24 protein-coding genes and 2 other annotated features are annotated in these 20,887 nt (G+C 42.4%); of the genes, 2 read left to right on the forward strand and 22 right to left on the reverse strand.

Annotation, left to right across the window (positions count from 1 at the left end; genetic code table 11):
• Positions 1–78 precede the first annotated feature (78 nt).
• Positions 79–1,167 (reverse strand): M42 family metallopeptidase, encoded by a 1,089-nt coding sequence (locus tag NSQ25_RS13005; RefSeq protein ID WP_024425723.1) that lies wholly within the window; start codon positions 1,165–1,167, stop codon positions 79–81.
• 179 nt (positions 1,168–1,346) lie between these two features.
• Here NSQ25_RS13005 and NSQ25_RS13010 point away from each other — a divergent pair, with 179 nt between their 5' ends.
• Positions 1,347–1,751 (forward strand): hypothetical protein, encoded by a 405-nt coding sequence (locus NSQ25_RS13010; protein WP_024426127.1) that lies wholly within the window; start codon positions 1,347–1,349, stop codon positions 1,749–1,751.
• 17 nt (positions 1,752–1,768) lie between these two features.
• Here NSQ25_RS13010 and NSQ25_RS13015 read toward each other — a convergent pair whose 3' ends face one another.
• The 8 genes from NSQ25_RS13015 to NSQ25_RS13050 all read right to left on the reverse strand — a co-directional run bounded on the left by NSQ25_RS13015 (position 1,769) and on the right by NSQ25_RS13050 (position 7,343).
• Positions 1,769–2,035 carry a DUF1294 domain-containing protein gene (locus NSQ25_RS13015; RefSeq protein ID WP_034279690.1) on the reverse strand — a complete coding sequence of 89 codons (267 nt, stop codon included), beginning with the start codon at positions 2,033–2,035 and terminating at the stop codon, positions 1,769–1,771.
• A 63-nt stretch (positions 2,036–2,098) separates the two neighbouring features.
• Positions 2,099–2,458 (reverse strand): 50S ribosomal protein L20, encoded by a 360-nt coding sequence (rplT, locus tag NSQ25_RS13020; RefSeq protein ID WP_007501659.1) that lies wholly within the window; start codon positions 2,456–2,458, stop codon positions 2,099–2,101.
• Positions 2,459–2,489: 31 nt separating this feature from the next.
• A complete protein-coding gene (gene rpmI, locus NSQ25_RS13025) occupies positions 2,490–2,690 on the reverse strand; it encodes a 50S ribosomal protein L35 (RefSeq protein ID WP_003216324.1) in 201 nt (66 codons plus the stop codon).
• A 24-nt stretch (positions 2,691–2,714) separates the two neighbouring features.
• Positions 2,715–3,230: a translation initiation factor IF-3 gene (gene infC / locus NSQ25_RS13030; RefSeq protein WP_024425720.1), complete on the reverse strand. Its 516-nt coding sequence runs from the start codon at positions 3,228–3,230 to the stop codon at positions 2,715–2,717.
• A 70-nt stretch (positions 3,231–3,300) separates the two neighbouring features.
• Positions 3,301–3,432: a sequence feature (ribosomal protein L20 leader region), on the reverse strand.
• Between the two features lie 128 nt (positions 3,433–3,560).
• Positions 3,561–4,256 carry an antiholin-like protein LrgB gene (gene lrgB / locus NSQ25_RS13035; protein ID WP_326136171.1) on the reverse strand — a complete coding sequence of 232 codons (696 nt, stop codon included), beginning with the start codon at positions 4,254–4,256 and terminating at the stop codon, positions 3,561–3,563.
• Positions 4,257–4,270: 14 nt separating this feature from the next.
• Positions 4,271–4,714 carry an antiholin-like murein hydrolase modulator LrgA gene (gene lrgA, locus NSQ25_RS13040; protein WP_024425718.1) on the reverse strand — a complete coding sequence of 148 codons (444 nt, stop codon included), beginning with the start codon at positions 4,712–4,714 and terminating at the stop codon, positions 4,271–4,273.
• A 137-nt stretch (positions 4,715–4,851) separates the two neighbouring features.
• The gene (locus tag NSQ25_RS13045) at positions 4,852–5,589 is read right to left on the reverse strand and encodes a LytTR family transcriptional regulator DNA-binding domain-containing protein (RefSeq protein ID WP_081124652.1); all 738 of its coding nucleotides are present in this window, start codon (positions 5,587–5,589) and stop codon (positions 4,852–4,854) included.
• Complete coding sequence (locus NSQ25_RS13050) at positions 5,586–7,343, reverse strand: sensor histidine kinase (protein WP_326136170.1); 1,758 nt, start codon at positions 7,341–7,343, stop codon at positions 5,586–5,588. Before NSQ25_RS13050 ends, NSQ25_RS13045 begins: the two co-directional genes overlap by 4 nt.
• A gap of 176 nt (positions 7,344–7,519) precedes the next feature.
• Here NSQ25_RS13050 and NSQ25_RS13055 point away from each other — a divergent pair, with 176 nt between their 5' ends.
• Positions 7,520–8,299 carry an HAD family hydrolase gene (locus NSQ25_RS13055; protein WP_211043122.1) on the forward strand — a complete coding sequence of 260 codons (780 nt, stop codon included), beginning with the start codon at positions 7,520–7,522 and terminating at the stop codon, positions 8,297–8,299.
• Positions 8,300–8,355: 56 nt separating this feature from the next.
• Here the strand turns inward: NSQ25_RS13055 and NSQ25_RS13060 are convergent, their stop codons facing one another.
• From NSQ25_RS13060 to mutM, 13 genes are all read right to left on the reverse strand, one after another.
• Positions 8,356–9,276: a methyl-accepting chemotaxis protein gene (locus NSQ25_RS13060; protein ID WP_326136169.1), complete on the reverse strand. Its 921-nt coding sequence runs from the start codon at positions 9,274–9,276 to the stop codon at positions 8,356–8,358.
• A 156-nt stretch (positions 9,277–9,432) separates the two neighbouring features.
• Positions 9,433–11,373 (reverse strand): threonine--tRNA ligase, encoded by a 1,941-nt coding sequence (gene thrS, locus NSQ25_RS13065; protein ID WP_024426134.1) that lies wholly within the window; start codon positions 11,371–11,373, stop codon positions 9,433–9,435.
• A 45-nt stretch (positions 11,374–11,418) separates the two neighbouring features.
• Positions 11,419–11,666, reverse strand: a binding site (T-box leader).
• Positions 11,667–11,709: 43 nt separating this feature from the next.
• Positions 11,710–12,579, reverse strand: a complete 870-nt coding sequence (gene ytxC / locus NSQ25_RS13070; protein ID WP_024425712.1) for a putative sporulation protein YtxC — start codon at positions 12,577–12,579, stop codon at positions 11,710–11,712.
• A gap of 60 nt (positions 12,580–12,639) precedes the next feature.
• Entirely contained in the window at positions 12,640–13,278 is a 639-nt protein-coding gene (locus NSQ25_RS13075) for a TVP38/TMEM64 family protein (RefSeq protein WP_098677050.1), read from the reverse strand.
• Positions 13,279–13,311: 33 nt separating this feature from the next.
• Positions 13,312–14,241 (reverse strand): primosomal protein DnaI, encoded by a 930-nt coding sequence (gene dnaI, locus NSQ25_RS13080; protein WP_034279671.1) that lies wholly within the window; start codon positions 14,239–14,241, stop codon positions 13,312–13,314.
• 16 nt (positions 14,242–14,257) lie between these two features.
• The gene (locus NSQ25_RS13085; RefSeq protein WP_176967071.1) at positions 14,258–15,682 is read right to left on the reverse strand and encodes a replication initiation and membrane attachment family protein; all 1,425 of its coding nucleotides are present in this window, start codon (positions 15,680–15,682) and stop codon (positions 14,258–14,260) included.
• 101 nt (positions 15,683–15,783) lie between these two features.
• Positions 15,784–16,242 (reverse strand): transcriptional regulator NrdR, encoded by a 459-nt coding sequence (nrdR, locus tag NSQ25_RS13090; RefSeq protein ID WP_003216720.1) that lies wholly within the window; start codon positions 16,240–16,242, stop codon positions 15,784–15,786.
• Positions 16,243–16,246: 4 nt separating this feature from the next.
• Complete coding sequence (locus NSQ25_RS13095) at positions 16,247–16,633, reverse strand: hypothetical protein (protein ID WP_034279668.1); 387 nt, start codon at positions 16,631–16,633, stop codon at positions 16,247–16,249.
• A gap of 183 nt (positions 16,634–16,816) precedes the next feature.
• Positions 16,817–17,197 carry an adenosylmethionine decarboxylase gene (speD, locus tag NSQ25_RS13100; RefSeq protein ID WP_003216492.1) on the reverse strand — a complete coding sequence of 127 codons (381 nt, stop codon included), beginning with the start codon at positions 17,195–17,197 and terminating at the stop codon, positions 16,817–16,819.
• A 235-nt stretch (positions 17,198–17,432) separates the two neighbouring features.
• A complete protein-coding gene (locus tag NSQ25_RS13105; protein ID WP_252049690.1) occupies positions 17,433–18,455 on the reverse strand; it encodes a glyceraldehyde-3-phosphate dehydrogenase in 1,023 nt (340 codons plus the stop codon).
• Between the two features lie 172 nt (positions 18,456–18,627).
• The gene (coaE, locus tag NSQ25_RS13110) at positions 18,628–19,233 is read right to left on the reverse strand and encodes a dephospho-CoA kinase (protein WP_034279663.1); all 606 of its coding nucleotides are present in this window, start codon (positions 19,231–19,233) and stop codon (positions 18,628–18,630) included.
• 13 nt (positions 19,234–19,246) lie between these two features.
• A complete protein-coding gene (gene ytaF, locus NSQ25_RS13115; protein ID WP_034279660.1) occupies positions 19,247–19,879 on the reverse strand; it encodes a sporulation membrane protein YtaF in 633 nt (210 codons plus the stop codon).
• A 174-nt stretch (positions 19,880–20,053) separates the two neighbouring features.
• Entirely contained in the window at positions 20,054–20,887 is an 834-nt protein-coding gene (gene mutM / locus NSQ25_RS13120; protein ID WP_065214542.1) for a DNA-formamidopyrimidine glycosylase, read from the reverse strand.

Below are 20,887 nucleotides of genomic sequence, written 5' to 3' on the forward strand. Positions count from 1 at the left end.
ACCTCGAAAACACCGTTCATTTCCTGGGAAATTCAATAAAAAAAGCCTTTCCCCTGTACTGAGGAAAGGCATTCTTACTTAAGAACCGTACGTAATCTGTTCAACGGTTTTTTGATCAAGTCTTTTGATCACTTCTGTTAAAAGCTTCACTGCATTTTCATAATCATCTCGGTGAATCATTGCAGCATGGGTATGAATATATCTGCTGGGAATCCCGATAGATAGTGATGGAACTCCATGACCTGTTAAATGAATACCGCCAGCATCTGTCCCGCCGCCAGGCATTGAGTCATATTGATAAGGAATGTTCAGCTCATCAGCTGTTTGGACAACAAAATCACGAAGTCCTTTATGAGAGACCATTGAAGCATCAAATACAACAATCGTTGGGCCTTTGCCAAGTTTGCTAGTTGCTTCTTTCTCAGTGATGCCTGGTGTATCTCCTGCTACACCTACATCAATGGCAAATCCAATATCGGGCTGAATTGTAGCCGCTGCTGTTTTAGCTCCGCGCAGGCCTACTTCCTCTTGGACAGTTGCGACGCTGTAAGCAATATTCTCATGCTGAGCATTGTGCAAATTTTTCATGACATCAATGGCGACTGCACAGCCAATGCGGTTGTCCCATGCTTTTGCAAGGAGCATTTTTTCATCATTCATGACTGTAAACTCAAAGTAAGGAACGATTTGATCTCCAGGCAGCACGCCCCACTCCATTGCCTGTTCTTTGCTTGACGCCCCAATATCAATAAACATATCCGTAATCTCAATTGACTTTTTACGAGCTTCAGGTGACAAAACGTGTGGTGGCTTTGAACCAATTACCCCTGTGATCTCTCCCTTTTTCGTCACAATGGTGACACGCTGGGCGAGCATGACCTGTGACCACCAGCCGCCGACTGTTTGAAAACGAATGTAGCCTTTGTCATCAATTTTTGTCACCATGAATCCTACTTCATCTAAGTGACCAGCGAGCATAATTTTAGGTCCGTTAGCGTTTCCTTCCTTTTTAGCGATCAAGCTGCCAAGGCGGTCTGTAGAGACTTCATCTGCATATGATTCTATGTATGTCTGCATGACTTTTTTGACATCACGTTCATTTCCTGGAATCCCTTTTGCATCCGTTAGGTCTTTCAGCATAGTTAATGTTTGATCGAGCTTTGTCATTCCATTTATCCTCCTTTATCTTCATGGTGCATTCTTATTATACAAAACCTCTTTCGTTCAATACGATCTTTTTATGAATATTTTTTCGTTTTACGAAATATTTTTTTAAAAAAAGTTGAAACCTTTTGGCGTTTTCATTCGTAGTACATCAGATAACGGTATTGGAGGTGCATCCTGTCATGTTTGTAATCCTCATGAGACTAGCTCTTGTTGCACTGCTTGTCTACATCTTCTACATGGCGGTAAAATTCTTCTCAAATCCGAGAAGAAAGCTGAAACAAGCACAATTAAAAGAAGGCTTTTATTTTATGGACGAACAGCAAAATGCGCGCAAAAATTTTAATTTCGTCTATAAAGGTGTCTTGTTTGAAGGGGAGAAGCATGTTCCTTCTAAGGATCATCCTCTGTTTGTCCACTCCATTTACGTTTGGACGGAGTCACCTGAGAAGCTGAGTGAATTTACATTAGAAGACTTTGAAAAACTGGAGGAAAACATTATCGAGCGTTATCCTCAAACAAAAATTGATTGGGATCAGCCCATAAAAAAAATCAAACAAAAAAAAGGAGCAGACACGCCGTCCTAATGGCGTCTGCTCCTTTTTCAAATAACTTGGATATATCCCAATAGGATCAACTGCAAAATAATTAATAAAGGCATGCCGATTTGAAAGGCAGGATGCTTTGTTTTATGCCGGAAATACTGCATTCCTAGATACGACCCGGCAGCGCCAAAAAGAACCGCAGCACTCCATAAATGCGCCTCTGAAATTCTCCATTTATGTGCTTTGGCCCGGCGTTTGTCTTCACCCATGAGAAAAAAGCCATAGCCATTCACCAAAATAAGCAGCAGGATCAAAGCCATATTCATTCATTTCACCTCACATGATGAGAAAAAAAGATCACCCCTCGAAGGAATGATCTTTTATAGAACTTACTTGTCTAGTTGTGCTTTTGCAGCATCAGCAAGCTGATTGAATGCATTTAGGTCATTCACAGCAAGGTCAGCAAGCATTTTGCGGTTTACTTCGATACCAGAAAGCTTTAAGCCATGCATTAAACGGCTGTAAGAAAGACCGTTCATACGAGCTGCAGCGTTGATACGAGTGATCCATAGTTTACGGAAGTCACGTTTTTTCTGACGACGGTCACGGAAAGCGTAGTTTCCAGATTTCATCACCTGTTGGTTTGCTACTTTGTATAATCTATGTTTTGAACCGAAATAACCTTTTGCTAATTTAAGAACCTTTTTACGACGCTGACGCGACACAGTTCCGCCTTTTACTCTTGGCATTGTAATTCCCTCCTATGATTCCTATTCCAAATTACTTAATGTTTGCAAGTTGTTGTTTGATACGTTTGAAATCTCCAGCACTTACGATTGCACTCTTACGCAATTTACGTTTTTGCTTTGTAGATTTGTTAGCGAACAAGTGACTTGTGTACGCATGAGAACGTTTAAGTTTACCAGAACCTGTTTTTTTGAAACGTTTAGCAGATCCGCGGTGAGTTTTCATTTTTGGCATTGGATGTTTCCTCCCTCTGTTACTTTACTTTTCGACTTTTGGTGCAAGCATGAGGAACATGCTGCGTCCGTCCATCTTAGGTTTTGTTTCTACTGTTGCTACTTCAGCGCAGGCTTCAGAGAAACGGTCTAACACGCGCTGTCCGATTTCTTTATGCGTAATCGCACGGCCTTTAAAGCGGATAGAAGCTTTCACTTTATCTCCCTTTTCAAGGAATTTGATTGCATTACGGAGCTTCGTGTTAAAATCATGTTCATCGATTGTCGGGCTCAACCGAACTTCTTTTAAGCTAATGATTTTTTGATTCTTACGTGCCTCTTTTTCCTTCTTCTGCTGTTCGAATCGGAACTTACCATAGTCCATGATTCGGCAAACAGGTGGTTTTGCATTTGCAGCAACTAACACAAGGTCAAGATTGGCTTTAGCAGCAATTTCCAGAGCTTCCTGGCGGGTTTTAATCCCAAGCTGATCGCCATTTTGTCCGATCAAACGAACTTCACGCGCACGAATACCTTCATTAACTAATTGATCTTTGCTAATAGTGAGCCACCTCCATGAGATTTTGAATTGAGTTCACAATTCATTTGACCATTTCGTTGTATGTTTTACAGGCAAACAAAAAGTGTGGGCATATAAAACACCCACACTGCGAACATTTGCATGAAAAAATAAATGTACGGTCAACCTGTCAACTACAAACATGTGTCAATCAGGTGAGAAGCGGGTGCTTCTGCTTGTGATATCTATTCAATTCGTTAATTATTCTACACAATTTTCATTCGTTCGTCAAGTAACCGAACTCTTGAAACAACTTTTTCAGTTTAACATGATGAGACGAATTGGGCAAGACTTTTTCACACAATGACGCCATCAAAGAATCAACTGCATAAAGATTGGGATGACAATAACGGTCACAACTCCTACGACCACAACGGCGATACTTGCCATCGCTGCTTCTACTTCTCCCATCTCAATTCCAACAGAAACCCCAAGCGCATGTCCTGATGTACCAAGTGCAAGACCTTTTGCCACTGGGTTTTTAATGCGAAATAATTTTAAGAAGAAGGCACCTAGTGCATAGACAATGACTGCGTTAAATATGACCGCAAAGGCTGTGATATCTGCGATTCCGCCAATATCCTTTGCAATCGGAAGAGCAATCGCTGTTGTCGCTGCTTGTGGAAGCATGCTTTTCATCACAGCCGCATCTAAATGAATCCCTTTCGCTACGAGATATACGATCGTAATGGAACAAAGTGAACCTACAAAAATAGCGGATAAAATTTGCCACCAATATTTTTTAAGCAAGGCTCTCTGCTTATAAAGCGGGATAGCGAAAGCAATCGTGGCAGGCTCTAAGAAAAATTTGATAATCTTGCCGCCCTCATTATAATCTGCGTAGGAAAAACCGCCAATTTTCAAAAATAAAATGCCCAGTACCATCGCCACAAACAGCGGGGTGAACAAGAAGAAACCTTTTGATTTTTTAAATAAGAATGTCCCTATTCCAAAGGCGACCAATGAGACGACAATGCCAAAGTAAGGACTCATTGTACTTGTACCCATTTTGCATCTCTCCTTTAATGCGTACTTGAAGCTGGTTTATTTGAATGAGAAGGAGCAGATTTACTCTCCTTTGTCTCTTTACGTTTCTGCGGTCTTTCTGATAATTGCATGAGAAGCTGCGAAAACAGCCCTGTCGCTGCAAGTAGCATAATGGTTGCAATGATAATGACGCCGACTACTTGCACACCTACTTCTTGCATGACACCTAGTGATTGAATGACTGAGATTCCAGAGGGAACAAATAGAAAGCTAATGAGTCCTGTCAATGATGTACCTAATTGCTCCACCTGCTCCAGTTTAACGATTTTCGTTGTTAACAAAACAAATAATAGAACCAAACCAATGACGGATGCGGGCATCGGAATCGGTAAATACATTGAAATGAGATTAGAAACAAACATTACGGTTGCAAAAATAAATGCTTGAGATAGAAATCCATATACTTTCGTGGCACTCATGCCGCTTCACCTCTTTCTTCGACTGCCCTCAGTATAAGGCATGAAATAAACGAATGAAGCGTTTACAATAAAACTCGCTGGATTCAATGACTGAAATGCAAAAAACGAGTATTGAAATACAAACAAAAAAAGCCCTCCTACTCTAGCAGGAGTGACTTCTTTAATTCTTTGGCATATGTGCGGCTGACAGGAATGATAGACCCGTCTGTCATATGCAGATTATACGTCGAATTAAACCACGGCTGTACTTCTTTCATATGAGAGGTATTCACGATATAGCTGCGATGGACCCTCATAAAGTAAGCCTCAGGAAGTTTCTTTTCAATGACCACCAGCGGTTCTGAGACCTCATACATGTGATCCTTTGTTTTCACGACCTTTTTCCCCTCGCTGAGTCCTACATACATGATCTCTTCAACTCGCAGGATCACAATTGAGTCATCAACTGAGATCGCTAATTTTTGCTGGCGGGGCGCTTTCTCATCTGACAGCTGGTGCTCTTGCGTCTCAACAGATTTCCACTTTTTAAACTTTTGAATCGTCTGGAGCAGCCGCTCTTCATCAAATGGTTTTGTTAAGTAATCAAGGGCACTTACCTCAAACGCCTTCAGCGCATATTGATCAAAGGCTGTCGCAAATACAACCGCTGGCGGATCAGACATCCGGTTGAGCCTTTTGGCAATATCAAATCCGTTCTCACCAGATAAATCAATGTCTAAAAAGAGCAGATCCGGCTTATGATCGACCATCCGGTCAAAAGCAGATTCTATATTTTCTGCTTCCTGTATTTGAACATCCTCTTTCGTTCTTCGTAATAAGTATTTTAATTCATCCCTTGCTAACACTTCATCATCTACGATTAATACTTTCATCAACGAGAATCATCCTTTTTTACATAGTCCATCGGAATGCGAAATGAGATGTCAGTGCCTTGGTCACTATAAATGGATAAAGCGGCTTGTCTGCCAAAAATCCCTCTTAACCGCTGATCTAAATTAAAAAGGGCTGTCCCTGTTCCTTCTAGTGATTCGACAGGCGCTTTTAATAGCTGAGCCATCTTGTCATCATCGATCCCTTGTCCATTATCTGTCACTTTCATATAAACATGCCCATCTTTCATAAAAGCAGATACGATGACTTCACAATTCTTTTGATGTTTAGGAAAAGCATGTCTCACTGCGTTTTCAACAAGCACCTGAAGCACAAAGGGCGGAATCATCACCTGCTCCAGCTCCTTTTCGATTTGAAAGGTCACATGGTATCTATTTGGAAACCTTGCTTGTTCGAGTGATAAATATGCCTCCACATGCTGAATCTCCTTCTGCATTGGAATCAGCAAATGGCGGGCGCCTTGCATATTTGAACGGAAATAAATACTTAGCTGAAGCAGCAGCTTCCTTGCCATCTCCACATTGGTTCTGCATAAAACAGAGATGGTATTAATAGCGTTAAATAAAAAGTGCGGGTTCACTTGTGCTTGAAGTGCTTTGATCTCTGCATCTTTTAAGAGGCGGCTTTGAGTTTCCGCCTCCCCCAGCTCAAGCTGTGTGGAAAACAGCATCGCCAAACCTTCTGCAAGCTCCTCTTCCACCCTGCTTAATCCGACCGGAGAATTGAAATACATTTTTAACGTTCCAATCGTTTGACCGTTAGAAGTGAGCGGCAGCACGATGGCCGCTTCAAGAGGGCAATGGGCGACTGAACAATTGATTTCGCCCTTCGAATGCGCCTTCATAATCTTGCCGCTCATCAAGACCTGTTTCGACAGCCCTGTAATCAGGCTTTTAGATGGAATATGATGATCTGTTCCATCTCCGACATGTGCTAAAATCTTTTCTGTGTCTGTTAAGGAGACCGCATCTGTTTCAGTCAACCGATGAATGATCTCCGCCACACTTTTACATGACTGTTCATTTAACCCTTGGCGGAAAAAAGGCAGTGTTTGATCGGCGATCGAAAATACACGATGTGTCTGCATCGCCTTTGCCTGCTCTTCTTGCCGAATGACTGACTGTAAAATAGATAAAAAGATAAAGCTGCCGATTCCATTCACAAAGATCATCGGCAGGGCGATGATACTGACAAGCCCCCATGCATCCGCAAATGGCCTTGCAAACAGAAGGATAATGATCATCTGCAATGATTCCATCGCCACACCAAAAAGAGCTGCTTGGCGAGGTGTCACCATTCGATTCCTCCGCTTAAACCTGCTGCCGACATAGCCTGCAATGACACCCGCTAAAATGGAAGAAATCGCACAGCTGAGCGCGGTGCTTCCTCCTAAGGAATAGCGATGAATTCCAGCTAAAAGCCCTGCGCCAATCCCTACAAACGGCCCCCCGATTAAACCACCCATTTCGATCCCCATAATTCTCGTATTGGCGATAGAGCTTGACGAGCCAAGGTGATAAGAAAACTCATGATTCATGACAATTTGCTGCTGAATTTCAATTCCTGTGTAATTGCTGATAATACTAAAAGAAGCAAAAATGAAGACAAGAATTGCCTTTTTCCGAAACCCTTGATTATGTAGCAATAGATTGCGAAAGCCCTTCACATGGGCAAGCACAAATCCTAAAATAACGATGATCCCCACACGCTCGATCATCATGATAATTAAATGAAGCAAACCGGCCACCTCAAATGATGTATGTCATATCTACTGTCTTTCTATTCTATCATGTGCGGTCAATGATCAAATATCTCTCAAATCTTTTCTTTATTGCCCTCTTCTTCTATTGTAAAATGAACATGAGCCTGTCACTTGCAATTGAAGGTAACACATACATAACAAGGGAGAAGATCATGAAAGCCGTATTTTTCGATTTAGATGATACTTTGCTTTGGGATGAAAAAAGCATTCACACAACTTTTCAGGAAACTTGCCGGGAAGCGGAAAAGAAATATGGACTTGATCCAGAATCGTTTGAACAGATTGTACGTGAAGAAGCAAGAAAGCTGTACTCTTCCTATGAAACATATGATTATACTGTCATGATCGGCATTAATCCTTTCGAAGGACTGTGGTCGAATTTTAGTGAACCGATTAGCGAAGGCTTTCAAAAGCTGAACGCCCTTGCACCAGAGTATCGCAAAAACGCTTGGACCAATGGCTTAAGGGCAGCGGGAATTGACGATGAGGCATTTGGACAATATTTGGCTGATTTCTTTGCAGCAGAGCGCAGAAAACGCCCATATGTCTATGAAGAAACATACCCTGTTTTAAACCGCCTGAAAGGCAGCTACGAATTGCTCCTTTTAACAAACGGAGATCCTAGCCTTCAAAAGGAAAAACTGGCAGGTGTTCCTGAGCTTGCCCCTTATTTTAACGAAATTGTGATTTCAGGAGACTACGGGAAAGGCAAACCTGATCCGGGTATCTTTGAGCACTGCCTTCAGCTGTTAAACTTAACAAAAGACGAAGCGATCATGGTTGGAGATAATCCGAAAACAGATATTCTCGGCGCATCTCGCGCTGGCATCCAAACCGTTTGGATCAATCGCCATGGCAAGAAAAACGAAACAGATGTAACGCCTGATTATGAAATCAAAGACTTACATGAATTGTTTGATATATTAAAATAGAACAAAAAAACACCCTTCTCCTGACGACGAGATTGGGTGTTTTTGTAGTCTTAGAGCTATATGATTGCCGCTAGACTTTGCGCTTGCCGGTCTAAGCCGCGTGCTGCTTCTCCTACAACGATGAATTCTTCACTTGCCTGCTTTACAAGATCCCGGTTTGTAAACACGGTTGTCTTTGCCCGGCTTGTTCCGCTGCTGACTTTCTCTACTTCTGCATGGATCGCCTTCACATATTGATCTACCTTGACGATCGCTTCTTTTGAATTTGTCGCAAGCTTTCGAATCTCTGCTGCCACTACACTAAAGCCATTTCCATAGGAACCCGCATGTGCCGCTTCTATTGCCGCATTTAAAGCGAGCAGCTGGGTTTGTGAAGAAATGCTGTTAATGCTTGCAGCAATGGAGCTGATGGACTCTACCTGCTCCGTTAATCCTTTTAACAAGCTCATATTTTGATCGGTTTCGTTTGCTATATGATCAAAGGAGGCATTGACACTTTGACTATGCTGAATGCCAATTTCTGCTCGTTCCATTAATTTCGCAGACATCTCCTTTAGGTCTTCTACGACTTGCTTCATTGTATGTTCTCTCTCCGTAATATCTGTTGCCACTTTCACAACACCCACTACAGTTCCTTCTTCATCATGAACAGGTGAATATGTTGCTTCAAGCCATAAGCTGCTGCCGTTTTTTGTGATCCGCTGCACTTTTTCCTGAAAGACTTGACCTTCTCTCAAACGCTTCCAAAACATGTGATAGCTCGTGTGTTCTATAATATGCGGAGGACAGAACTGTCTATGTTGAAGACCGATCATCTCTTCTTTAGAATATCCCATGGCTTTTGCAAAAATATCGTTCACCCATAGAACTTCACCTGTCACATTAAATTCAATCATTGCCAGCGAGTGCTCTAATGCACGAAGAACAGCTGATTGCTCCAATATATGTGACGAAAAATTGTTTGTTGTTTGCATCATCGCTTTCATTCCCCCAATTTGTCTCGAACCAATAGTACATACTTACCCTTACTTTTGTACTATCTAAACGTCTCTTTTTAGGAATTGGATCACTAGTGGAAGTGTTCTCCAAAAAGAAAAAGCCAGTGATCTAAAGAGAATCACTGGCTGTGCTTATTATTTCTTTGCTTCTGCTACTGCATGTTTCACAAAGGCTTCAAGATCCATTGTTTCTGAATCTTGTTCCCCGTATTTTCTTACATTGACAGCGCCATTTTCTGCTTCTTGATCTCCGACGACAAGCATGTACGGAATCTTTTGCATTTGCGCTTCTCTAATTTTGTACCCAATTTTTTCATCGCGGCTGTCAAGCTCTACACGAAGACCTTCAAGCTGCAAACGTTCTTGTACTTTTTTCGCATAGTCTAAATGAACAGACGGTGAAACTGGGATGACTTGGAATTGTACAGGTGCCAGCCATGTTGGAAGGGCTCCTTTGTACTCTTCAATTAAGAAGGCAACGAAACGTTCCATTGTAGAAACAACACCTCTATGAATCACGACTGGACGATGGTGCTTTCCATCTTCTCCGATATATGTGAGATCAAAGCGTTCTGGAAGTAAGAAATCAAGCTGTACAGTGGATAATGTCTCTTCTTTTCCAAGAGCTGTCTTCACTTGTACATCAAGCTTCGGCCCATAAAATGCCGCTTCGCCTTCTGCTTCATAGTAGTCGTGACCAAGCTCGTCCATTGCATCCTTCAGCATCGATTGTGCTTTATTCCACATCGCATCGTCATCGAAATACTTCTCAGTATCTTCTGGATCACGATAAGACAAGCGGAATGTGTAGTCATTCAAGCCAAAGTCTTGATACACTTCTTCAATTAAACGAACTGTACGGATGAACTCGTCTTTGATTTGATCTGGACGAACAAAGATGTGTGCATCGTTTAATGTCATACCGCGAACACGCTGAAGGCCGGATAAGGCACCTGACATTTCATAGCGGTGCATTGTACCAAGCTCTGCAATACGAATTGGCAATTCGCGATAGCTGTGCGGCTCGTTTTTGTAAATCATCATATGGTGCGGACAGTTCATCGGACGAAGAACAAGATCTTCGTTGTCCATTTCCATTACTGGGAACATGTCTTCTTGATAATGCGCCCAGTGTCCTGATGTTTTATACAATTCAACACTTGCAAGAACTGGTGTGTACACATGTTCATAGCCAAGACGCACTTCTTTATCGACAATGTAACGCTCAATGACGCGGCGGATTGTAGCGCCTTTTGGCAGCCAAAGCGGAAGTCCTTGACCAACCTTTTGGGAATTCGCAAACAGTTTCAGCTCTTTTCCAAGCTTACGGTGATCGCGTTCTTTCGCTTCTTCCAGCAGACGTAAGTGTTCATTTAAATCTTCTTTGCTGAAGAAAGCTGTTCCGTAAATACGCTGAAGCATTTGGTTGTTACTGTCACCTCTCCAGTATGCACCGGCAAGGCTTAACAGTTTAAATTCTTTGATTTTCCCTGTAGACGGCAAGTGAATCCCGCGGCAGAGGTCAAAGAATTCACCCTGCTCATAAATCGTCACAGCTTCACCTTCTGGAATCGCCTCTAACAGCTCAAGCTTCAATTCATCACCAATCGCTTCAAAGCGCTTTTTCGCTTCTTCTCTTGATACTTCAATTCGCTCAATTGGCAGATTGCTGTTAATGATTTTCTTCATTTCTTTTTCAATCTTTGGTAAGTCTTCAGGTGTGATGGCAACATCGATGTCTACATCGTAGTAGAAGCCATTTTCGATGACAGGACCTACGCCAAACTGAACGTGATGCTCTTTTCCATACAGACGTTTGATCGCCTGCGCTAGCAAATGAGCTGTGCTGTGGCGCATAATGTCGAGTGCTTCTTCACTTTTATCTGTGATGATCTCGATTGTTCCACTTTCTAATAGCGGCGTACGCAGATCTATTTCTTTACCGTTCAATTTACCGGCAAGTGCTTTTTTCTTTAGGCCCGGGCTAATTGATGCCGCGATGTCTTCTGTTGTAGCTGTTTTGTCAAACTCCTTGACTGCTCCATCTGGAAATGTAAGTTGAATTTGTTCTGACATCTCTGGTCACTCCTTTTTTTGGCAATATAAAAACCCCGCCCCCTGGAAAGGGACGAGGTTGAATAAACGGAATCGTGGTTCCACCCTTTTTCCCGTATTTGCAGCTTGCTTTTTCATAAGCAAATACGGCTTGCGGTTCGATAACGGGAATTCCCGTCAGCCATTACTAAAAAGTTCACAGCTGATGTTCAAAGGTGGTAAAGCAAATGGTCCTCTGCTAGGAAGCTTTCAGCCGCGGCTTCCCTCTCTTTAAGCGGGTGTTCATTTGTTCATGTCCTTATCAATACGGTCTCTGTATGAAGTTACACCGTATTATAAAACGTTTTTTCGTGAAAATCAAGAAAGCTTTTCACTTTTCTTGTTGAAATGAGCATGTACAAATTGAACATTCTGCTCTTGGAATGAATGAGACGGGAACACCTCGACCCTTTCTTGAAAAATATTTTGAATGGTTTGCACCATCGAGTGACCTGTATCATTTGTAAACAGGTCAATTTTTTGCGGTGCAATGGAGACAAGCGGTGCAATCAGCTGCGAATCAATATACATTGGATGCTCTCTTACAAACTGTCTGTCTATGTATTGTTTTTGATCACGCTCAGAAGCGTAGCGAAATTCCCAAATCACCAGGCGGTCCTGATGCACAACATGTACTTTTTCGAGCCTAGGCTCTCTTGCCATCACATAGTCTCGAAGTGATTGAATGAAATTTTGATACTCTTGCTCCATTTTGTATTCTTCAATGGACACTTCAACATAGTTCTTCAGCCTTCGGTCATACTCTGACAGCCTAAATGTCATAAATGAACCAATTGAAAAAACACCTTGCTGTAAAGAAATCGCTTCAAGCTCCTTTTTTAAAAGGGCTTCTCTTGACGGGTCTTGCTGAATGCCGGGAATATCATCTAAGTCCCCGTTCATGATACTGTGAGCGATGGAAAGAATTTGGTGCTGCTCTTCAGGATCTTTAAATAAATACGTGTTTTCAAGAATGCTGCGCATGCGCTCATTTTCTTTGCATTCCAAAAAAAAGTGAACCAATAATGGCCGCACAATGTGCTCAAGTGCTTCTTCTGATTCCTTCGCCTCTATGAGAAGCCGGTCTTTCCCTTGTTGAATTGACATGTGATGCCGACTGTCTAAGTGTTCAGCAAGATGTAAAAAAGCGGCGGTATCATATTCATCTTCAAAGATTATTTCAAGCATGTTTGTCCCCCCTAACGACATCTGTTACATATATATGGGGAGAACATAAAAAATAGACGCCTAAAATAAATCAGGCATCTTTCTTTTTAAAATGAGTGGAACGGAAATAAAGATCAAATAAATCAAACAAACAACCGCTAAGGCGGCATAATTGCCGCTGACAAAGCTTGAGCCGAGAACATTTAACGCAATTGTACCCGGTATTAAGCCTAAAAAGGTGGCTGCCACAAATGCACGATAATTTGTACGTGAAGCGGCTGCCGCATAGCTGACAAAATCAAAATGAATCGGTGCAATACGCAATAACAAAATATAAAGAAATCCATGCTCCTGAATACGGGACGTCACCGCTTTCAGCTTCCGGCTGTTTGATTCCGTTTCCTTCTTTTTTGCTCGAAAGGTTGAAGCAATCATGAAGGAGCCTGTTGCCCCGGCTGTAGCTCCAATAAGGGCATAAATCGTCCCAAGGACACTGCCGAATGCCAAACCTGCTGCAAGCGAAAAGACCGTAATAGGGACGAGAACAAACGGGCGGAAAAGAGATAAGAAAAGAAAAACAAAGGGAGCCAGCATTCCAAATTGAAGCACCCAATTCTTCACATCTTTCGGCGCCAGCTGAAGATGCTGTTTATTCAGCCACCACAGCGCAGCAGCAAGAATGCCAATCACAAGAAAAAGCAGCCATTTTCTTTTGTTCATTTCATTTGCTCCTCCTTCAGGTGACATACGCTTTTATAAATGACGGCGGTTTTCTCCTTCGAGCAAGACAGGCTCTGCTAAATAGAGAATCCGTTCCATTAAACGAGCGGCTTTGACCTCTTCTTTTTCCCCCCGCTGCGAGTACGTAAAGTGATGCTTCAGCTCATTTGGGGAGAAATTAGAAGAGAAAAACGTCGGCAGCTGCTCTGCCATACGGTATTGTAAGATCGTACCGAGCAGTTCATCCCGCACCCAGCTTGTCATCGATTCTGCCCCAATATCATCAAGCATTAAAATAGGGGTGGACTTGACCATATTCAGCTTTTCTTCTAGCGTATGATCGGCTAATGAATTTTTTAACTCTCTCACAAATTCAGGCACGTAAACAAGGAGAGATGGGTATTCTTTTTCCGCTAGCTGCTGCGCAATAGCTGCTAGTATATACGTTTTTCCTACTCCAAACTTTCCGTGTAAATACAAGCCTTTTCCTTTTCCAGTCTCATCATAGCTTTGGAGGAATTGACCTACTTTTTGAATGACCTCTTGTCTTCCCACAACGTTCAGATCAGCGAACGTCGCTTGAAGGACATTTTGCGGAATATACATGCTTTTCATCAGCTCTTGCTGTTTTTTCTGTCTATCGAGCCGCAGCTTGACCAGGCAAGGGGAATATTCAATATCAATACTCTGACCTTTGATCACAAGCTTCGGGTGATACCCATCTAAAATGGCATTGACGTTTTCGTCATCTAAGCAGTAAGAGCAGCCCTTCGACTGCTGCACATATTCAAAGAGCCGGTTCAAGCTGCGATTGATCATGTCTTCATGTATCTCTTCTTGATGCTTCTGTAAAAATGCCTTCACATCTTCATCAGACAACACACTTTCTTTAATCTGATTGTATCTCACGCGAAAATCTACTCGTCCTTTTAGCTGTTCAAATGAACGACCGATCGGTTTCATCCCAACTCACCTCACCTTAATGTGCATTGTACTTTTTCATATTTTTAAACTGATCTAACAGTTTTTCTTTTTCTCGTTCAAGGTCTTCTGTAGACAGATTGTCCGTTTGCTCTTTTGCCGGCTGTTCTTTTGTTTCGGTTTCTTTCATCCAGTCAGGCAGTTTCTCTTCCCGGACGACTTTTCCTGAACCATATGGGCTGCGCTGCTTTTTCTGCTGCGCCCACTCTGTCATTTGTCTGTTCTCTTCTTTTGCAATTTTCATGGCCGCAGCAACGGTTTTGATTTTCTTTCTCACCCAATGAGAAGCGATTTTTTGCATATATGCTTTCGACAGCTTCATATCTGTTTTGAGTAATGTATAGTAGATGAGAACATTCATGACACCTGGCTCTAGCTGCTGCTCGAGCATGATATCTTCGACAATTCTTAAGTCGGCATATGTTGGCTCAATGCCATCTGCCATGTCTTTTAGCAGCTCCCTAGGCGAAATATGATCCAGCTTTTCAATCAATTTTGCATCTGGAGTATCTGCCGCCTGCGTCTTTGAAGCATCTTGGCGCAAGTGTCTTGGCTGTTTTTGATCAATCAGCTTTGGCTGTTCGCCTCTGTATTCAATTTGGTACCAGTCTCTTGCTGCTTTTCTCAGCTCTTCTGTTGAGATCATTTGATCCGAACCGCATGCACCTGCTACAATATTTTGCATTTGAAGCGGGGTGATGCCGTATACAACAGCTAACTTCTTAATTGTTTCTTTTACCTGCTTTGTCAAAGCCTTTCTTGGAATCATCATGTCAGACATACCGGCTAATAATAGATCGAAATCAAAGGATTCGTCCGAGAGCGGTGCCGGCTGACTCGATCCAACGGTCACATATTCATAGCCTTGATCAAGCGATGACGCCTGATGAATTTCTTCTGTCATCTTGCGCTCGCCTGGCTGCAATACGTGAAACACTTCTTCAAACGACCGTGAAATATTCTTTGCTTCTGCAGGAACACCCGGATAAGAGAAATAGTCGCGAAGCTGCATATATTTTGCTTTCTCTACACGATGGTACAGCAGGACATTCAGCATACCATCTTGGAAAAATTCATCTGGTCTTAGCGGCGGTACAAGCTCATATGTAAACAGTCTGCCTTCTTCCGTTTCCTGTTCATATGTGCGGAGTAAGCCGATCGCTTCAAGCTTTAAACGTTCCTCAAAAATATCATTTAAATTCGTTTGCAGCATGACCATGAGCTGCCGATGAGGTGCAGGTTTCCCCCACATACGATTTTGTTCCAGCTCTCCCCACAGCGTCATGTATAAGCTGAAAGCGGACATGCCAATAAGCGGCTGATATAAAAGAGTGATGAGCTGTCTATCGATGTCACCGAGCAATGAAGCGCTTTTGACGACATACGGATCGACGGCTAGCACTTCCTTCCAATGCTCTGTCATATGCTGATCCTCCCCATGAATTGCGATTGTTTCCATTGTACACTCTTTTTGCGTTTTACGCTTTACGCAGGAAAAAGAGCATGAAGAATCTCCAGCTCTTTTTAGCGTTCTTTCTTTAATAGGTCTTTTAATTCATCAATAAAGACATTAATGTCTTTAAACTGCCGGTAAACCGAGGCAAACCTGACGTAAGACACTTCATCAATTTTCGCCAGCTCGTCCATGACCATTTCACCTACAAGCTCGCTTTTCACCTCTGACATGCCTTGATTGCGCAGTTCTTTTTCAATATTAAAGCAGACATCCTCCAGCTGCTTTAAAGCGACAGGACGCTTTTCACACGCTTTGATGAGTCCTCTCAGCATTTTTTCGCGGCTGAATTCTTCTCGAATCCCTTCTTTTTTCACCACAATCAGCGGTAATTCTTCTAATTTTTCAAACGTCGTAAAGCGATATTGGCAGCTTTCGCACTCTCTTCTGCGACGGATGGATTTCCCTTCATCTACTGGTCTTGAATCAAGCACCCTTGTGCCAAGGTGCTGACATGTGGGACATTTCATTTCATCAGCTCCGATCTATTCTTGGAAGTTGTTTGTCTAGTTCATCATAAAGGGACAGAACGGTCTTTTGACTATAGCCGAAATCTGTTGGCAGGGCCGTTTCTGTTGTTACATTAAAATCGACAGCTGTTTCAAAAGGACGAATTGAAATGACAGTCGCCACGAGAAAGGCTTTTTTCGGCAATCGTATGTTTGCGCTGATTTCACCTCGTTCTGCTGAAACAGATGTCACTTGATAAGAATCGCTTCGGGAAAGAATGGTTTCCACCGCTTGAAAAACTTGTGTATTCGTCGATTTGTAGTAATGGCTTTTCAGTTCTGACACTGGATGCTCGTCAGATGTTTCTGTATGGTTTGACATGAACCGTTTAAACTTTTGTCTTAAAGTCATACACGTATCCCCTTTGCCATAATGCCTCTTTCTTTATTTTATAAAAAAAACCTTTGTTTTCCTAGAACAAAAGTATAGACAAGCTGGGGAATGTTGGATTTTTTATCAAAAAAATATAAAAAGGAGCATAACACAAAGGCATTCAATGCTTTTGGCCAGCTCCCATTGCAATCTTTTTTATGTTTACAGTGCTTTGGCTTGTGCCTGTTTTACTTGTACAGGTCCCATGCCTCGAGGAATTTCGATGTTTTCTCTTGTTTCAGCACCTAATTCATCTCCGATATGATCTGCTGCAATATTCGGATCTAGGTCACCGCAAGTATAAACATCTATGCTCGCATAACCATGTTCAGGAAAGCTGTGAATTGTCAGATGAGATTCAGAAATAATGACAACTCCACTTACTCCTTGAGGTGCAAATTTGTGAAAAGCAACCTCTCTTACCTCAGCTCCTGATTTCAAAGCTGCATTTACAAACGTTTTTTCAATAAAATCCATGTCGTTCAGTTTATCACAGTCGCATCCCCATAGCTCGGAGATAACGTGACGTCCGATTGTTTCCATCATGGACCCCCCTTTAAACAAGAATGAAAGAGTGAAGTTCTAAGCAGCCGGACCGGACATATACCACGGGGGAAAGTTAGTCCTAAGAGGTCCTAACCCTTTAAGTATACCCGAATGAGTCTGCGAACAAGAAGTTCACGAAAAATAGTATACTTTGTTTAGACCCATTTTGCAAGCTGTGTTTTTAGTGGGATTTTCTCTCATTTCTTGAAAAGGGACGATCGTCTTCTTCATTTCAAACAGCAGACAGCTCTTTCATCTGTGCGCCGACAAACTTTACAAGGTCAACCACTCGGCATGAATAACCCCATTCATTGTCATACCATGCAAGAACTTTCACTTTTCTCCCTTCCATTACCATCGTTGTCAGTCCATCAACGACTGCTGAATAAGGGTTTGTGTTAAAGTCCGTAGAGACAAGCGGCTCATCTGTGTAATCTAAAATACCGGCAAGAGATGTTTTAGATGCATTCGAGAAGGCTGCATTGACTTCTTCTGCTGTGACATCTTTTTTCAAGTCAACGACAAGATCAACCATCGACACATTGGAAACTGGTACGCGGAGTGCAAGTCCGTGTAATTTCCCTTTCATGTGCGGAAGCACTAAAGAAAGCGCTTTAGCGGCACCCGTCGTAGTTGGAATAATGGACTGAGCACATGCTCTCGCCCGGCGCAGATCCTTATGCGGGTTATCGATATTTTTTTGATCATTTGTATAAGCATGAACCGTTGTCATTAAACCATTGTCGATGCCAAATTCATCATCTAACAGTTTCACAACTGGTGCTAAACAGTTTGTTGTACAAGATGCGTTTGAAATAATGACGTGCTTTTCAGGATCAAGATCATCCTCATTGACACCCATCACAATCGTAATGTCTTCATTTTTACCTGGAGCTGTTAGAACGACTTTTTTCGCTCCGGCATCTATATGGCCCATCGCTTGATCTTTTGAATTAAATTTACCTGTTGCTTCAATGACGATATCAATCCCAAGCTCTCCCCATGGAAGCTGCTTCGGGTCTCTATTATTAAGCAAAAGAACTCTTTTGCCATTCACAATCAAGGCGTTATCTTCTGCTGTCACATCACATTCGTAACGTCCATGATTTGTGTCATATTTAATTAAATGTGCTAGCGTTTCGGCAGGATAGCTTGCGTTCACCGCTACAATTTGAATTTGATCATCAAGCATTGCTTTTCTGAAGACCATGCGTCCAATTCTGCCAAACCCATTGATCGCTGCTTTTACCTTCATGAACAGGTCACTCCTCTATTATGTGTTATACTCAATAAATTTATTTATGAAATTAGTATATCACATTAGAATGTAATTGCCAGTATATAAACGTATATTTTCTAAAAAGGGCTGTTCTTTTCAAAGGAAATCAGAATAAAGCATAAAAAAAGAAGAGTACGTGTATGTACTCTTACTTATCTGTATGTTCCCATTCATTTAATATGTTCTGCAATTGCTTTCTAATAAACGCGAGATCTTGTGTGTTCTCTATCACGCGGTCTGCTTTTTTACATTTCTCCTCAAGAGGCTGCTGAGAGTGAATACGATTCAGCGCTTCTTCCTCGCTGAGGTCATTTCGATTCATGAGCCGCGACAGCTGCAATTCGGGCGTTGTATACACCACAATGATGCGGTCGACGAGACTTTCAAGCTGACTTTCAAATAAAAGCGGGATATCGAGGACAACGAAGGTTTCCTTCTGACTAACCCCTTCATCTCTCTGTTTGAGCATTTCTTTTCTCACTTCAGGATGAACAATGGCATTCAGCTGCTTTCTTTTCTCTTCATCAGAAAAAATGACGGCTCCAAGCTGCTGCCGGTTCAGCTCCCCATTTGGCAGGAGAACATCCTCACCAAAGGTTTGAACGATTTGTTGAAGAGCTGGTGTTCCTTTGGCAACTGCTTCTTTTGCAATGACATCTGCGTCCACGACCCGGATGCCCTGCTCTTTTATCATTTGCGAGACGGTGCTTTTTCCACTAGCAATCCCGCCTGTTAATCCAATGACAAGCGTCAATTGATTTCCTCCTTTACAGCTTCCACACCCCAATTAAAATGAGCAGAAGCCCTGGTAAGCATGCAAGTTTATCGATCCAGCGCCAATTGGCCAAGTAATGACCGGAACGGAGCCCGATACACACAAAAAGTGAGCTCATCACGGCCACAGTGATACTCATGACAATTGGAGAAAAGCCTAGAATCGCAGCGCCAATCCCTGCGCCAAATGCATCAATGGATAAAGCAATCCCAAGAAGCACCGCTTCTATTCCATTGATCGTCCCAGAACGGTCAATATCTGCACTTGTCGGCTTTCGCAAAATTTGAATGACAAGACCAAGCGATTGCACTTCCACATTGAGCAATGTCTTTTCATGAAGGAGCAAATCACGCTCTTTCGCTGGTTTGTAAAATTGATAAAGGACCCAAAGTCCAATGGCGATTAAAATGCCTCCACCAAGTTTATCTGTCACTGAGACAGGGAGGAATGTCGTCAGCAGGCTGCCAATCAGCATGGAAATGAGCAGCACAATCCCTGAACAGCACGCAATAATGACAATCGCTTTAAATGGAATCTTCATTTTACGAAGTCCATACGTAAATCCTACAGAAAAGCTGTCAATGCTGACTGCAATAGCTAAAAACAGGAGCGAAATCGAAATCATACCTGAACTCTTCCTTTCTGTTCATGCAACGATGATCAAGAGTCTCTAGGCGTCCTTAGACTCTTCTTCACTATATGAAGAGCAGGTGGGCTGTGTGTCAGTCTACACCTTGCTGAAAAATGAATGTTTTTTATCGTATGCACAGCAAAAAGGAAGCATGCTGATGGCTGATTTTTATTGAGGACGCTTTTGGCAGGTCACACAAAAATGAGTGCCGCGCCCTCCGACTACTGTTTTCTCAATGATGCTTCCGCATGTTTGACAAGGCTCTCCCCGCCGGTCATACACAAGAAGCTGCAGCTGAAATGTGCCAATATCACCTTGTGAATTGATATATGAGCGAATCGTGCTTCCTCCTGCATCTACCGCTACTTGAAGTGTATCGATAATATGCCTGTGAAGCACTTTGCACGAATCAAGGCTGAGCTGATTCGCTTTTGTTTCTGGATGAATGCCTGCTTTAAACAAAACCTCATCTACATAAATATTACCTAGTCCCACGACAATCTTTTGATCAAGCAGCGCTGTTTTGACCACACGGGAAGTTTTTTTCAATTGCTCCCATAAATATTCCGGAGTGAATTGATCATCAAAAGGCTCATACCCCAGCTGCGAGAGCGGGAGTTCCTTTTCTTCTTCACCCGGATGAAATAAATGCATCGTGCCAAATTTACGCACATCATGATACCGAAGCTCAGTACCGTCTGTAAACGTAAAGACGACGTGTACATGTTTATCGTATGGCTCATGCGCTTCATGTACACGGTATTTCCCTTCCATCCTTAAATGGGAGACCATTACGTAGTGGTCTAAATGAAAGAGCAGGAACTTTCCTCTTCTTTCAATGGTTTGTATCGTTTCTCCTACCATCCTTCTTGCGAACTCTTCCGGCTCCCCAGGACGTTTGATGATATTTGGCCATTTGATATTGACCGTTTCAATCGTCTTTCCTTCGACTAACCGCTTGAGTGTGCGCCGGACGGTTTCAACTTCTGGTAATTCCGGCAT

This window comes from Bacillus sp. FSL R5-0512 (assembly GCF_038593295.1).
Taxonomy (GTDB): Bacteria; Bacillota; Bacilli; order Bacillales; family Bacillaceae; genus Bacillus; species Bacillus safensis.

Bases quoted from the DNA above. Each gene is read 5' to 3' on its own strand.
- rpmI (WP_003216324.1), bottom strand. From the start codon at position 2,690: ATGCCAAAAATGAAAACTCACCGCGGATCTGCTAAACGTTTCAAAAAA.
- dnaI (WP_034279671.1), bottom strand. From the start codon at position 14,241: ATGAAACCGATCGGTCGTTCATTTGAACAGCTAAAAGGACGAGTAGAT.
- NSQ25_RS13015 (WP_034279690.1), bottom strand. From the start codon at position 2,035: ATGAATATGGCTTTGATCCTGCTGCTTATTTTGGTGAATGGCTATGGC.
- NSQ25_RS13075 (WP_098677050.1), bottom strand. From the start codon at position 13,278: ATGAACAAAAGAAAATGGCTGCTTTTTCTTGTGATTGGCATTCTTGCT.
- ytxC (WP_024425712.1), bottom strand. From the start codon at position 12,579: ATGCTTGAAATAATCTTTGAAGATGAATATGATACCGCCGCTTTTTTA.
- NSQ25_RS13105 (WP_252049690.1), bottom strand. From the start codon at position 18,455: ATGAAGGTAAAAGCAGCGATCAATGGGTTTGGCAGAATTGGACGCATG.
- rplT (WP_007501659.1), bottom strand. From the start codon at position 2,458: ATGCCAAGAGTAAAAGGCGGAACTGTGTCGCGTCAGCGTCGTAAAAAG.
- nrdR (WP_003216720.1), bottom strand. From the start codon at position 16,242: ATGAAATGTCCCACATGTCAGCACCTTGGCACAAGGGTGCTTGATTCA.
- NSQ25_RS13010 (WP_024426127.1), top strand. From the start codon at position 1,347: ATGTTTGTAATCCTCATGAGACTAGCTCTTGTTGCACTGCTTGTCTAC.
- speD (WP_003216492.1), bottom strand. From the start codon at position 17,197: ATGGAAACAATCGGACGTCACGTTATCTCCGAGCTATGGGGATGCGAC.
- NSQ25_RS13055 (WP_211043122.1), top strand. From the start codon at position 7,520: ATGAAAGCCGTATTTTTCGATTTAGATGATACTTTGCTTTGGGATGAA.
- ytaF (WP_034279660.1), bottom strand. From the start codon at position 19,879: ATGATTTCGATTTCGCTCCTGTTTTTAGCTATTGCAGTCAGCATTGAC.
- NSQ25_RS13085 (WP_176967071.1), bottom strand. From the start codon at position 15,682: ATGACAGAGCATTGGAAGGAAGTGCTAGCCGTCGATCCGTATGTCGTC.
- lrgA (WP_024425718.1), bottom strand. From the start codon at position 4,714: ATGAGTGCCACGAAAGTATATGGATTTCTATCTCAAGCATTTATTTTT.
- mutM (WP_065214542.1), bottom strand. From the start codon at position 20,887: ATGCCGGAATTACCAGAAGTTGAAACCGTCCGGCGCACACTCAAGCGG.
- NSQ25_RS13095 (WP_034279668.1), bottom strand. From the start codon at position 16,633: ATGACTTTAAGACAAAAGTTTAAACGGTTCATGTCAAACCATACAGAA.
- lrgB (WP_326136171.1), bottom strand. From the start codon at position 4,256: ATGGGTACAAGTACAATGAGTCCTTACTTTGGCATTGTCGTCTCATTG.
- thrS (WP_024426134.1), bottom strand. From the start codon at position 11,373: ATGTCAGAACAAATTCAACTTACATTTCCAGATGGAGCAGTCAAGGAG.
- NSQ25_RS13005 (WP_024425723.1), bottom strand. From the start codon at position 1,167: ATGACAAAGCTCGATCAAACATTAACTATGCTGAAAGACCTAACGGAT.
- NSQ25_RS13060 (WP_326136169.1), bottom strand. From the start codon at position 9,276: ATGATGCAAACAACAAACAATTTTTCGTCACATATATTGGAGCAATCA.